The organism is Enterococcus sp. DIV1937, assembly GCF_050535975.1.
Lineage (GTDB): Bacteria > Bacillota > Bacilli > Lactobacillales > Enterococcaceae > Enterococcus > Enterococcus faecalis.
The window spans coordinates 1,478,196-1,490,926 of the sequence record NZ_CP172909.1; the positions used below are offsets into that span (position 1 = coordinate 1,478,196).

The 12,731-nt window shown below is 37.0% G+C and carries 14 protein-coding genes; 1 reads left to right on the forward strand and 13 read right to left on the reverse strand.

Annotation, left to right across the window (positions count from 1 at the left end; translation table 11 throughout):
* Positions 1–7: 7 nt before the first annotated feature.
* The gene (gene hprK / locus IGL13_RS07180) at positions 8–943 is read right to left on the reverse strand and encodes an HPr(Ser) kinase/phosphatase (RefSeq protein WP_002357309.1); all 936 of its coding nucleotides are present in this window, start codon (positions 941–943) and stop codon (positions 8–10) included.
* A 209-nt stretch (positions 944–1,152) separates the two neighbouring features.
* Between hprK and IGL13_RS07185 the strand changes: the two genes are divergently transcribed.
* On the forward strand, positions 1,153–2,115 hold the full coding sequence (locus tag IGL13_RS07185; RefSeq protein ID WP_430604575.1) for a GIY-YIG nuclease family protein: 963 nt from the start codon (positions 1,153–1,155) through the stop codon (positions 2,113–2,115).
* 35 nt (positions 2,116–2,150) lie between these two features.
* Here IGL13_RS07185 and IGL13_RS07190 read toward each other — a convergent pair whose 3' ends face one another.
* The 12 genes from IGL13_RS07190 to prfB form a co-directional block, all read right to left on the reverse strand.
* Positions 2,151–2,507, reverse strand: coding sequence for a phage holin family protein (locus tag IGL13_RS07190; protein ID WP_002357307.1), 357 nt, complete (start codon positions 2,505–2,507; stop codon positions 2,151–2,153).
* On the reverse strand, positions 2,507–2,830 hold the full coding sequence (locus IGL13_RS07195) for a PspC domain-containing protein (RefSeq protein WP_002357306.1): 324 nt from the start codon (positions 2,828–2,830) through the stop codon (positions 2,507–2,509). Before IGL13_RS07195 ends, IGL13_RS07190 begins: the two co-directional genes overlap by 1 nt.
* Before the next feature lie 74 nt (positions 2,831–2,904).
* The gene (gene liaX / locus IGL13_RS07200) at positions 2,905–4,506 is read right to left on the reverse strand and encodes a daptomycin-sensing surface protein LiaX (protein WP_002371914.1); all 1,602 of its coding nucleotides are present in this window, start codon (positions 4,504–4,506) and stop codon (positions 2,905–2,907) included.
* 209 nt (positions 4,507–4,715) lie between these two features.
* Positions 4,716–5,393, reverse strand: coding sequence for a phosphate signaling complex protein PhoU (phoU, locus tag IGL13_RS07205; protein WP_002357304.1), 678 nt, complete (start codon positions 5,391–5,393; stop codon positions 4,716–4,718).
* A 14-nt stretch (positions 5,394–5,407) separates the two neighbouring features.
* Entirely contained in the window at positions 5,408–6,166 is a 759-nt protein-coding gene (pstB, locus tag IGL13_RS07210) for a phosphate ABC transporter ATP-binding protein PstB (RefSeq protein WP_002357303.1), read from the reverse strand.
* A 10-nt stretch (positions 6,167–6,176) separates the two neighbouring features.
* On the reverse strand, positions 6,177–6,986 hold the full coding sequence (gene pstB / locus IGL13_RS07215) for a phosphate ABC transporter ATP-binding protein PstB (RefSeq protein WP_002357302.1): 810 nt from the start codon (positions 6,984–6,986) through the stop codon (positions 6,177–6,179).
* Between the two features lie 16 nt (positions 6,987–7,002).
* Entirely contained in the window at positions 7,003–7,887 is an 885-nt protein-coding gene (gene pstA, locus IGL13_RS07220) for a phosphate ABC transporter permease PstA (protein WP_002357300.1), read from the reverse strand.
* Complete coding sequence (pstC, locus tag IGL13_RS07225) at positions 7,887–8,807, reverse strand: phosphate ABC transporter permease subunit PstC (protein WP_002357299.1); 921 nt, start codon at positions 8,805–8,807, stop codon at positions 7,887–7,889. Before pstC ends, pstA begins: the two co-directional genes overlap by 1 nt.
* Positions 8,808–8,929: 122 nt before the next feature.
* On the reverse strand, positions 8,930–9,784 hold the full coding sequence (locus IGL13_RS07230; protein WP_002378391.1) for a phosphate ABC transporter substrate-binding protein PstS: 855 nt from the start codon (positions 9,782–9,784) through the stop codon (positions 8,930–8,932).
* A gap of 175 nt (positions 9,785–9,959) precedes the next feature.
* Positions 9,960–10,844, reverse strand: coding sequence for a permease-like cell division protein FtsX (gene ftsX, locus IGL13_RS07235; RefSeq protein ID WP_002360154.1), 885 nt, complete (start codon positions 10,842–10,844; stop codon positions 9,960–9,962).
* Complete coding sequence (ftsE, locus tag IGL13_RS07240; protein ID WP_002361935.1) at positions 10,837–11,523, reverse strand: cell division ATP-binding protein FtsE; 687 nt, start codon at positions 11,521–11,523, stop codon at positions 10,837–10,839. Before ftsE ends, ftsX begins: the two co-directional genes overlap by 8 nt.
* Positions 11,524–11,628: 105 nt before the next feature.
* A protein-coding gene (prfB, locus tag IGL13_RS07245; RefSeq protein ID WP_111997025.1) for a peptide chain release factor 2 occupies positions 11,629–12,730 on the reverse strand; the annotation gives its coding sequence in 2 pieces (ribosomal slippage) (positions 11,629–12,657 and positions 12,659–12,730; 1,101 coding nt in all).
* Position 12,731 lies beyond the last annotated feature (1 nt).

Sequence of the window (12,731 nt, forward strand, 5' to 3'; positions counted from 1 at the left end):
TCTCCTTCTATTCTCCTGAATTTTCTTCAATCAAACGGGTTAAGCGCTCTTCGAACGTTTTTGTTGCATCATAGCCCATTGTTTTCGCGCGGAAGTTCATTGCTGCTACTTCAATGATAATGGCCACATTTCGGCCGGTCTTAACAGGAATACGAATCTGAGGGACATCAACGTTAGCTATTTCAACCATTGCATCATCACTACCGAGGCGATCATATTTCTTGTCTTTTTCCCATGCCTCTAAATAAACGACCAATTGAACTTGCATAAAGCCACGGACAGCACTAGCTCCAAACAGGTTCATGACGTCAATAATTCCGATACCACGAATTTCAATTAAATGCTGCAAAATTTTTGGTGGCTCTCCAACCACGGTTAATTCATCTTGCTGATAAACATCGACACGATCGTCTGCGATTAGCCGATGTCCACGTTTAATAAGCTCTAAAGCTGTTTCACTTTTACCAATACCGCTATCTCCTTGAATCAAAACACCAAGTCCATAAACATCAACTAAAACCCCATGGACACTTGTCCGAACAGCTAAACGGCCATCTAAATAACTGGATAGTTCCCCTAGTAAACGGGAAGTTGAAATCGGTGAACGTAATACAGAAACCCCATTTTCTTTTGCTGCTGTAATTAATTCTTCGGGGATTTCTAGTCCTCTGGATACTATAAAGGCTGGAGTATCTTTCGCACATAAACGGCGCATCACTAATAAACGCTCTTCAGGCATCATTCGTTCTGCAAAGGTAATTTCTTTGCTCCCAAATAATTGTAAACGGTCATGGGAATAATAATTAAAATACCCAGTTAATTCTAAACCTGGCCGGGAAATTTCACCAGTTTTAATTGTTCTATTTAAGCTTTCTTCATCTCCGTATACTACTTCTAAAGAAAGATTTTCTACCAGTTGATAAATCTTTACCACTTCTGTCATATCGAATGTCAGTCCTTTCTGCTACTTGTTATATTTTATCATTTAAAAATACAAGTTTCTAGCTATTCACTAGATAATTCCTAGAATTATCATATTTCAAAAAAATGAAACTATTTTTCAGTGAAATTACCTATGCTATTTCTGTTACTTGACTATTTCAGAAAACTTTGTATACTTGAAGCCGATCCTTTTAAGAAAAGAGGAAACTTATGAAAGAATATTTAAAGGAAAAAGCCCATCAATTACCGTTAACACCGGGTGTTTATTTAATGAAAGACGCAACCGACACAATTATTTATGTGGGTAAAGCCAAAAAATTTAAAAATCGCGTGTCGAGCTATTTTATTAATAGTAATCAACATTCTCGAAAGACGATGCGTTTAGTCAAACAAATTATAGACTTCGATGTTCTCCATACTGACACAGAATTGGATGCGCTCCTTCTAGAATGTCAACTGATTCAACAGTATCGGCCGCGCTACAATCGCCAAATGAATGCTTATGAACAATATTCTTATGTATCGGTAGCCGTTAATGAGCGGCAATTAGAGATTAAACTCTTAAATATTCCCACTAAAGAGAACTGTTTTGGTCCTTATTCGATTCGCCGAAAATTAAACCGTTTAAAAATAATTTTGGATAGTATCTACGATCTCGTCCCAACCAACTATTGGCATCAAACCTTTCAAAAAGAGAGTGCCATTCCGACCGAACTATTTCAACAAGAATTGTTCGACTTTTTCCATAATCAAGGACGAGAACCAATCAAACGAATTGCTCAACAAATGCAAGAAGTTGCTGAAAAACAAGCCTTCGAAAAAGCGGCAAAACTCAAGGAAGATTGGCTCTTTCTGACGCGCTTTGCAAACCAAAATCAACGAATTAGTCAAGCTAACCAACGAGATTGGCAACTGATGTGGTTACCTTGTCAGAAAAAAATCAAATACTATTTAATTTACCAAGGCTTGGTGGTAGCAACACGTGTTGTAACTAAACAAACGTTTCAAAAATATTCATCGCTTGAACTAGCAAAAAAAATCATGCCCAAAAAACCACCGAAAACAATTGAGCATTACTCGAAGCAACAAGTTGATTTTTTAAACATTTTATATGGCTATATCAGCCGCCATCCAGAATGTCACCTAGAAAATTTAACCATCGAAAAAGCCTGAAGAACGCATTTTATGCTACGTTCTTCAGGCTTTTTTTATTCATATTTAGATAAATTGTGATCCGTAACGATCGTATTGACAATTGACATAATTACAGCCATTAGCACCGCTGCCCAAAAACTTGAGAAGCCAAAGTTCATTTCCCCCACAAAAAACGAGGTCATTTGTAAAATCGCTGCATTGACAACAAAGCTAAATAGACCAAACGTTAATAAAGTAAATGGGAGCGACAAGATTGTTAAGACTGGTTTCACCAACATATTTAGGATTGAGAGAACAAAGGCGGCAATAATTGCAGGCATTATGCCTCTCACATGAATCATGCCAGGAAAAACAACTGATAAAGAAATGAATGTCAGTGTATTAACAACCAATCGCTGAAAATATGTCATTAAAAGTCACTCCATTCGTCATCATCAATTTTTTCCGCTTCTTTACGTTGCTTTTTATTGGCAGCATAAGGATTTTCATTGCGAACATTTCTATTATAAGGATTTTGATGGCCGTAGCCGCGATCGCTTCCTGTTCTTCCAGAAGGGATCAAGACTGCTAAGGCAATGTATAAGAGAATGCCTGGAAATCCTGCTGAGAAAAAGCTGAGCAAGACATAAACGACACGAATAATTGTTGGGTCAATTCCTAGCCAATCAGCAATCCCAGCTAAGCTTCCTGTTAAAACCACGTTATTCGGAGATTTTGTTAGTTTTCTTTTCATATGTTTTCACCTCGTCTACTAAATTTTACACTAGAAAGGCTGATTCGTCAGCCCATCTAGCTTAAAATTATTAATTATTTATCCGTATCTTTTAGGAAAATACTTCCCGTTGTTGTAGAAGCATTAATTTGAGCCATTGATTCTTCCAGTACACGTCTAAAATGTAATTGTTGATTGCCGCGATCTTTCTTTTCACGAACAACTTCAATATCTGTTAAACGGCTGTTAATACTACCTAAATTCGTTTTCACTTGCCCTTCAACGCCTAAGTTATTTGGCAAGGCCAACTTGATATTCCCATTTGCAGAGCTTGCTTCAACACGGCGAAGCGTTTTTTCTTTAGCTGTAATGCGGATATCTCCATTAATCAGAGAAACACTTAGACTTTCTGGTGCCGCGGAAATAGACACATCACCATTGACTGTTTCAATAATGTTATCTAAAATCGTTCCTTCTAGGACTTTAATTTCACCATTCACGCCTTCAATTTCTAACATAGTTGCATCAATTTTTTTAAACGTAATCGTCCCATTCGTTGATTTTGTGTAAACATCTTTCGCTGTTAACTCTTCTACTAAGACATTTCCGTTTAATAATTTAACAGATACATGATCGTAAGTGCGTTTTGGTAAATAGAACGTTAAATCTGCTTTCACCCGTTTGTTTGGCACTTGGAAAGAAATTGTTTCATCATCCACATCAATGTCACTTCGTTCTAAGAAAGCTTCCATTGGTGAATCTCCTGCCATTTTACCATATAATTTGATTTTTGCTTCGACTTTCACATCTTCTTGATCCCAAGTTTTGAAAACCACGGTACCATTTGCTACCTTGACATCAATTAAACTTGCTTGTGGATTTGGATAGTTAAACTCATGTTCAAACTTAGTTGTTGCCACACCAGGAACTTTCATTTTAATGTCTTTCCATTCCACATTATCATTCATGGTATCACTGAAAGAATTAAATGTTTTTTTCAAGAATTCTCCCACTTGGCCGCCAACTTCGGCAACTTTACCGCCGACTTGGTTAAAGGTGTCTGTGGCTTGATCTTTCCACTCTTCAGAGAATTGAGAAGAAACTTTTTCTTTTGTATCATTCCATTGACCTTTCCATTGTTCTTTGCGAATATTTTTTAGTTCTTCTTCCAGTGCTGTTTTTTCAGTACTTTGAGTCGCTAATTTTTCTTCTAATTGTGCAAGTAAAACGTGCAAGTCTTTTCGTTGAACTTGTTCATCTTCTGTTAATGCATCTAATTCTTCTTTTGTATCTAATGTTCCAATTTCTTCAGCGACTTCTTTAATTTCTTCTTTGATGCCGGCAATTTCTGCGTTGACTTCGTCCAATTCAGCCGAAGCGCGATTGGCTTTTGTTGCTAACTCATCAAGAATTCTTTCTAAGTTTTCACGATCTTTTTCTGCACTGTCCTGTGTATTTTCTTCAAACGAATCAACAGTAGGTCCTTCTGCTTCGCCTTTTTCTAATGCATCCATTAAATCTGCGACTTGATCTTCTTTATTTGTTGTTCCAATATTTTGTGTATCGACTTTTTCAGCAGCTTTTTCGATTTGTTTTTCATCTTTTTCAGTTGCCATATTTTCTAATAAAATTAACGCTTCTTCTGACGTTAGAATACCTTTTTTCACTAATTCTAATACGCGTTCTCTTTCTTTCATGGATATTGCCTCCTTAGCAAATTTTTCACTCAATAGTGTTTTCCTTACATGCATTATTATGCCTTGTTTTTGATCATTTGTCATAGGACTTAAGAACGATTTCTTCTCATTAGTAAGGACTAGTTTTATAAAATCAGTTCATTTTATGCTAAAAAAACTAGGAATTGGTCTAAAAAAGGCCGTCTCCTAGTTTTTTTTATTTGTTTTTCTTAAAATTGTTCGTCACGATTACTATTCAATTCGGTAATTTTACCAGTTGCCAAGTAAACAATCCACTCACAAATATTTGTGACATAGTCGCCAATTCTTTCCAAGTATTGTGCCACATGTAGATAATCAGTTCCGCTAATGACCGTTTCTGGATTAGCTTTCATTGCTTCTACGGCATGTTTGTAAATACTATCGAAATATTCATTAGTACGATCATCCATTTGTGCAATCATTCGTGCATCTTTTTGATCCGTTTTAACATAGGCGATTAAAACATTATCCACCATTTTTTTCACATAATCAGACATATCTGAAATTTCTTTTTCGATTTCAGGAATACGTGTTTCTCCTTTTAAGCGAATCGTTGATTTAGCAATTGAAACGGCATGGTCCGCCATTCTTTCTAAATCCGAACTAGCTTTCATAACAGTGATAATCATACGTAAGTCTGTTGTCACTGGTTGTTGTAACGCAATCATTTCAAAACTCTTTTTCTCAAGTTTGACTTCCATATCATTAATTTCAATATCGCGATCAATCACTTCTTGAGCCAATTTTTTATCATGATTAATATATGCCTTCACGGATTTATGGACGGCACTACTAACCATCATACCCATTTCATAAAATTGATTGTGCAGATTCAATAGTTCTTCTTCAAATTGTGTCCGTAACATTCTTTTTCCCCCTTTTAACCAAATTTACCAGAAATGTAATCTTCTGTTTGTTTTTCTTTTGGATTTAAAAATACTTTTTTCGTGTCATTAAATTCAATTAAATCACCTTGTAAAAAGAAGGCCGTTTTATCAGAGATCCGTGATGCTTGTGACATATTATGTGTCACCATAATCATGGTATATTTCTCTTTTAATGTTAACAGCATGTTTTCAATTTTACCACTAGAAACTGGGTCCAAGGCGCTAGTTGGTTCATCTAATAAAATAATATCTGGTTCCACAGCTAAAACACGAGCGATACAAACCCGCTGTTGTTGTCCACCAGAAAGTGAAAGTGCACTTTTGTGAAGTTTATCTTTGACATCCTCCCAAACGGCAGCAGCTTTCAAACTGGTTTCAACTGCTTCATCTAAGACTTGCTTGTCTTTGACTCCTTTTAGGCGCAAGCCATAAATCACATTTTCATAAACTGAAAACGGAAATGGATTAGGTTGTTGGAAAACCATGCCAATTTCTTTACGTAATTCAACGTTATCTGTTTTCGGTCCATAAATATCTTTTCCTTTATAGACGACACTTCCAGTAATAGTTACGTCTGGGATTAAATCATTCATACGATTCAAGCAACGTAAATACGTTGACTTCCCGCAACCAGAAGGACCAATCATGGCAGTTAATTCTCCTTGATTAAAAGTTAAATCAATGCCTTTCAATGCTTCTTTTTTCCCGTAATATAAATGTAAATCTTTTGATGAAATAATTTCTTTGCCCATCTTGCTCCTCCTAACCAAAATGTCCTGAAACGTAGTCTTCCGTTGCTTGAATTTTTGGTCGTGTAAAGATTTTTCTTGTATGGTCGTATTCAATGACTTTACCCATATAGAAGAAAGCTGTATAGTCACTAATCCGCGCCGCTTGTTGCATGTTATGTGTCACAATGATGATAGTGTAATCATCTTTTAAATTCACTAACGTTTCTTCAACCGTTCCTGTTGAAATCGGATCTAACGCGCTTGCCGGTTCATCTAACAATAAAATATCTGGTTTCATCGCAATTGCCCGAGCGATACACAAACGTTGTTGTTGCCCACCAGACAGAGCTAAGGCGCTTTTGTTTAAGTTATCTTTCACTTGATCCCAAAGTGCGGCTTGCTTCAAACTTGTTTCAACGATTTCATCTAATTTTTTCTTATCCTTTTCACCATGCTGTTTCAATGCGAATGTGATATTTTCATAGATAGATTTACTAAATGGATTGGGCCGCTGAAAAACCATGCCAATGCGTTTTCTCATTTCGTAGACGTCAACTTCTTTCGTATTGACATCGACATCTTTATACATGATTTTTCCAGTAACACGTGAATTGGCAATGCCATCGTTCATACGATTTAGCGAACGTAAATACGTGGATTTACCGCAACCAGAAGGTCCAATTAAGGCGGTTATTTTGTTCTTTTCAAATTGTAAATCAACACCTTTGATAGCCTCATTGTCCCCGTAAAAGACATGTAAGTCTTCCGTGTGTAACGCAATCGGGTCTTTTTGGCTATCTAGTTGAAGTAAATGGGTATCATTTAAATTGTATTCTTTCATGCTAATTCCCCTAACATTAAGCTGATGTCATTCTCTTATAAAGACGGTTGCCGATAAAACGAGCGCCGAAATTGAAAAGTAAAACTACTAAAATTAACACAGCGGAGGCACCTGCTGAGACCGCAGCGCCATCTGGCATCGTTCCTTCGGTATTAATTTTCCAAATATGCACAGCCAACGTTTCCGCTTGACGGAAAATGCTAATTGGACTTGAAACGCTCAATGGATTCCAATTACTGAAATCTAAGGCAGGTGCGCTTTGTCCTGCTGTATAAATTAGCGCAGCGGCTTCACCGAAAATCCGACCAGAACTCAAAATAACACCTGTCAAAATTCCTGGTAACGCTTCTGGCAAAATAACTTTTTTAACTGTTTCCCAACGTGAAAGACCTAAGGCTAACCCCGCTTCACGCTGTGTATAATGAATGGCTTTCAAAGATTCCTCAACATTTCTAGTCAATAATGGTAAGTTAAAAAATGTTAATGCTAACGCACCTGATAAGATTGAAAAGCCATATCCGATTTGTACAACGAAAATCAAGAAGCCGAACAGCCCGACAACAACGGAAGGCAATGAACTTAAAATTTCAATCGAGGTACGAATTAAATCAGTTAACCAATTCTTTTTCGCATATTCCGATAAGTAAATTCCAGCACCCAATGAAATTGGAATACTAATAATCATTGTAATCAATAGTAAATATAGTGAGTTGAAAAGCTGAATACCAATCCCACCACCAACTTGATAGGCTCTGGATGGTTGTGTTAAAAATTCCCACGAAATATGTGGAATTCCTCTAGCTAAAATGTAAATCAGTAAGGCCGCCAAAATTAAAACAATGACGCCAGATACGGCATATAAGATACCTGTTGCGATTTTATCTGCTTTTTTTGCATTCATTATTTTAAGGCTCCTCTCTTACCGATAATTCGGATAACAATGTTGAATAGTAAAGACATCAACAATAGAATTAAGGCTAAAGACCAAAGAACGTTGTTTTCTACTGTTCCCATAATTGTATTCCCAATCCCCATTGTCAAAATACTTGTTAGTGTCGAAGCTGGTGTCGTCAAACTAGTTGGCATCACAGCTGCATTTCCGATTACCATTTGGATTGCTAAGGCTTCACCAAACGCACGAGCCATACCAAAGACAACCGCAGTTAAAATACCAGGCACAGCTGCCCGCAAGACAACTTTATAAATCGTTTGCCAACGCGTAGCACCAAGCGCCAACGACGCTTCACGATAATGTCGAGGCACAGCTTTTAATGCATCTACGGTCATCGTAGTAACCGTTGGTAAAATCATGACAAATAGCACAAACGTACCAGCTAAAATACCGAAGCCAGTTCCGCCAAAGATTGAACGGACAAAAGGAACAATGACAGATAAACCAATAAATCCATAAACAACAGAGGGAATCCCTACAAGTAATTCAATAACTGGTTGTAAAAATTTCGCTCCTTTTTTAGGTGAAATTTCTGTCATAAAAACAGCCGCTCCAATCGCAAATGGCGTCGCAACAATCGCTGACAAAAACGTTACAATAAAGGAACCCGCAATCATCGGTAAAGCCCCAACCATGGGTTTACCGTCTGCGCCGATATCACTTGGGTTCCAGTTTGTTCCAAATAAGAAATCAAACACGTTAATCTTATCTTTAAAGAATGTAGCAAGTCCTTTACTTGCAACAAAATAGAAAATTGAAACAACCACTGCTACAATTAAGGCAATACATAGGAAACTAATAAATTTCCCTCGTTGCTCCATCTTGGCTCTTTTCGATTTTGTTAATAATTTTTTCTGTACATCTTCCAAGAATATTTCCTCCTCAAACAATCCAACTTTTACAGATAAAAATAGTGTACCTTTTTTACATCAATTTGTTTTTAATAACATGTAAATTTTATGTTAAGTTTGTAAATTTTGTGTTAAGAGAATTATTTAATGACATTTCCTTGCCAATCCCGTTCAATTTCCATTTTCGAAACAGGAATATACCCTAATTGACCAATTACACGTTCTTGGATATCATCTGACAACATAAAGTCTAAAAACTCTTTGGTTAAATCACTTGGATTTTTACGGGTGTACATGTGTTCATAAGACCAAATAATCCATTTATTGTTCATTACATTTTCATCTGTTGGCTGAACACCATCAATACTTAACGTAGCTACTTCATCAGTAACATATGAAAATGCGGTATAACTAATCGCTCCTGGTGTATCAGAAACAATGGAACGAACCATGCCGCTGGAATCTTGTTCTTGCGCACGAATGGCTGTTTTATCTCCCAAGACCCATTTTTCAAAAGTCGCACGCGTACCACTACCGGCCGCTCTGTTCAAAATAACAATTTTTTGGTCTTTCCCGCCAAGTTCTTTCCAGTTTGTTACTTCACCTAAAAAGATTTTCTTTAAATTTTCCATTGAGATATCTTTGACACCGACATTTTTGTTAACGATTGGTGTAATCCCAACGACAGCAACTTTATGATCAATTAGGTCTTCCGCTTTGATGCCCTTTTTCTCTTCTGCAAATAAATCAGAATTACCAATGTCTACCGCACCAGATTGGACTTGACTCAGACCTGTTCCGCTTCCGCCACCTTGGACATTAATAAATCTTCCCGGATTTTGGCTTTGATATTCCTCACTCGCTGTCTCTACTAATGGTTGTAAAGCTGATGAGCCTACCGCTGTGATGGATTCACCACGATCAATCCATTTTGCACATCCTGTCAAAGTAAGTATACTTGTCAAACCAATAAATAATAGCAATCTTTTTTTCATCGATTCATTATTCCTCCAATTAATTTCAATCTATTCTATTTTACCATTATATGTAGGACTTGAAAATTATAAGTTATCAATTTGTTGGTACAACTGAGAAAACTCTTAAATTAAATAACAAGTATTTTAAAACTAAAACAAAAAAAGCTCTCCAAAATGGAGAGCTTTTTTTCGTTTAAATTTTCAAGAAACGACGCATTGAAATAACTGAACCTAGTGATCCAATAATCATTCCTGTTGCAATCATTAATAGATTAACTTTCCAGATAAAATCTTCTGGACGAATTAATGAATAATTCGAACGCAATAACTGCGGGTTAAACATGTTATAAACTTGATGGTAGCCTAACGTCATAATGATGACTGGCACGATTGCGCCAATCAACCCAATCCAAGCACCTTCTAAGAAGAACGGCCAACGAATGAAACTGTTTTTCGCTCCTACAAGACGCATAATTTGGATTTCTTTTTGACGAGATAAAATCGTAATCCGAATGGTGTTGGAAATTAAGAACACTGCAACGAATAAAAGTAATGCAGCAGCTGCTAAGCCCCAAGTTCGAACGGTTTGAGCGATTTTAAAGATTTTGTCTGAGTTTACACCACCGTAATCGGCTTTAAAAACACTTGGGAATTTAGCTGCTTGTTTCGCAATATCTTTCGTGTCTTCTGGTGTTTTTGCACGGACATAATACACGTCGTATAATGGGTTACTGTCGCCTTCGAAAAGATTCCAGGCATCCCCCATTTGTTCTTGGATTTTTTTCAATTGTTGATCTTTGTTTGAATAAGAAATATCTTCAACATTGTCTAATCCTTTAAGTTGTTTTTCTAATGTTTTCATTTCATTTTGTTTTGTACCAATATCGACAAAAACTGACACTGTCACGTTTTTTTCGACATCATCAGCAAGTTTCGTTGCATTAAAAATAACGCCCATAAAAATACCAACTAAAACTAATGTAATTGTAACCGCACTTGCTGAGGCAACAGTCATCCAACCGTTCCGTTTTAAACTTTTGATACTTTCAAATAAATGAGAAAAGAATGTTCTAATCATCGTAGCCGTATTCTCCTTCCACTTGGTCACGAATAATGCGACCATTTTCAATGGCAATAACACGGTGACGAATCGTATTTACAATTGTACTATTATGCGTTGCCATCACGACTGTTGTTCCTTGTGCGTTAATCCGGTCCAACAATTTCATGATTTCCCATGAATTCTCTGGATCTAAGTTCCCAGTTGGTTCATCGGCAATTAAAACTTTCGGTGTATTTACGATTGCTCGTGCAATGGATACCCGTTGCTGTTCCCCACCAGAAAGTTCGCTTGGAAAAACACGTACCTTATGTTTTAGACCGACTAAATCTAAAACTTCCATCACGCGTTTTTTGATTTCGCGAGGACGCCGTCCGATAACTTGCATCGCATAGGCCACGTTCTCATACACAGTTTTCTTTGGTAATAGTTTATAGTCTTGGAAAACGATGCCGATTTCACGACGTAAATAAGGAACTTCTTTATTTTTTATTTTCATTAAATCATGACCTGCAACTGTCAAATTACCTTTTGTTGCTTTTTCTTCACGATACATTAATCTAATAAAGGTTGATTTCCCTGCACCTGAGGGACCAACCACATAGACGAACTCGCCTTGGTCAATCTCTACTGAAATATTTCGAATCGCTGTTGTACCATTCGAATATTTCTTCATTACATCTTTCATTTCAATCATGGCGTTCTCTCCATCTCTTTTTTCTTCAATCCTACTCATTATAACATGTCAATATTGCAAACTTCTTGCATTAAGTTACATTTTTATTTCAATTTAATGAAGAGCTTAACTTAAGCGCTGTTTTAAGTAGGCATCAATGAAACCATCAAGGTCTCCATCCATCACAGCTTGTACATTGCCGGTTTCGTAATTTGTCCGATGGTCTTTGACCATTGAATACGGATGGAACACGTAAGAACGGATTTGTGAGCCCCAACCAATTTCCATTTGTTCACCACGTAAACTTGCTGCTTCTTGGGCTTTCTTTTCCATTTCCAATTGATATAATTTGGCTTTTAACATACTCATTGCTTGCTCACGGTTTTTTAATTGAGAACGTTGTGCTTGGCTTGCGACAACGGTACCTGTTGGAATATGTGTGATTCGAACAGCCGATTCTGTTTTATTAATATGCTGACCACCAGCACCACTTGCTCGATAGGTATCAATTTTTAAGTCATCTGGATTGATCGCAATCTCTATTGTATCGTCTAATTCAGGCATTACATCAACTGAACAAAACGAAGTATGACGGCGTTTAGCGGAATCAAAGGGCGAAATCCGCACAAGACGATGGACACCTTTTTCAGATTTTAGGTAACCATAAGCATTGTAACCTTTGATTAATAAGGTGACACTTTTAATCCCTGCTTCATCTCCAGCTTGGTAATCCAACGTTTCAACTTGGAAACCGTGACTTTCTGCCCAACGTGTGTACATTCGTAAAAGCATACTTCCCCAGTCTTGTGACTCAGTACCACCGGCACCAGGGTGTAATTCAATTAGGGCGTTATTATGATCATATGGCTCATTTAGTAGTAAGGATAGCTCATACGTTGTTAAACGTTCTTGCAAGAGATGAATTCTTTCTTCCAATTCTTCTTGAATCTCTGCATCATATTCTTCTTGTTGTAATTCAAACATCACCGTTAATTCGTCAAGTTCCTCAGAGAGCTGATGAAATTGTTGATATTTTTCTTTCAAACTATTGGTTTCGTTAATTAGCTTTTGAGCCGTTTCTGTGTTGTCCCAAAAACCAGGTTCTCCCATCCGATTTTCCGCCTCGGCAATGTCTTCTTCTAACTGGTCTAAGTCAAAGAGACCTCCTGAAGCTAGTAATTTTTTGTGTCATTTCGTCTAATAATGTACGAATTTCTGGGTTTTCCAAA

What these genes read in the sequence shown, in the direction of transcription:
- pstB (WP_002357302.1), bottom strand. Translation starts at nt 6,986, where the DNA reads ATGAAAGAATACAATTTAAATGATACCCATTTACTTCAACTAGATAGC.
- ftsE (WP_002361935.1), bottom strand. Translation starts at nt 11,523, where the DNA reads ATGATTGAAATGAAAGATGTAATGAAGAAATATTCGAATGGTACAACA.
- ftsX (WP_002360154.1), bottom strand. Translation starts at nt 10,844, where the DNA reads ATGATTAGAACATTCTTTTCTCATTTATTTGAAAGTATCAAAAGTTTA.
- hprK (WP_002357309.1), bottom strand. Translation starts at nt 943, where the DNA reads ATGACAGAAGTGGTAAAGATTTATCAACTGGTAGAAAATCTTTCTTTA.
- IGL13_RS07230 (WP_002378391.1), bottom strand. Translation starts at nt 9,784, where the DNA reads ATGAAAAAAAGATTGCTATTATTTATTGGTTTGACAAGTATACTTACT.
- pstB (WP_002357303.1), bottom strand. Translation starts at nt 6,166, where the DNA reads ATGGGCAAAGAAATTATTTCATCAAAAGATTTACATTTATATTACGGG.
- IGL13_RS07185 (WP_430604575.1), top strand. Translation starts at nt 1,153, where the DNA reads ATGAAAGAATATTTAAAGGAAAAAGCCCATCAATTACCGTTAACACCG.
- pstA (WP_002357300.1), bottom strand. Translation starts at nt 7,887, where the DNA reads ATGAATGCAAAAAAAGCAGATAAAATCGCAACAGGTATCTTATATGCC.
- IGL13_RS07190 (WP_002357307.1), bottom strand. Translation starts at nt 2,507, where the DNA reads ATGACATATTTTCAGCGATTGGTTGTTAATACACTGACATTCATTTCT.
- IGL13_RS07195 (WP_002357306.1), bottom strand. Translation starts at nt 2,830, where the DNA reads ATGAAAAGAAAACTAACAAAATCTCCGAATAACGTGGTTTTAACAGGA.
- phoU (WP_002357304.1), bottom strand. Translation starts at nt 5,393, where the DNA reads ATGTTACGGACACAATTTGAAGAAGAACTATTGAATCTGCACAATCAA.
- liaX (WP_002371914.1), bottom strand. Translation starts at nt 4,506, where the DNA reads ATGAAAGAAAGAGAACGCGTATTAGAATTAGTGAAAAAAGGTATTCTA.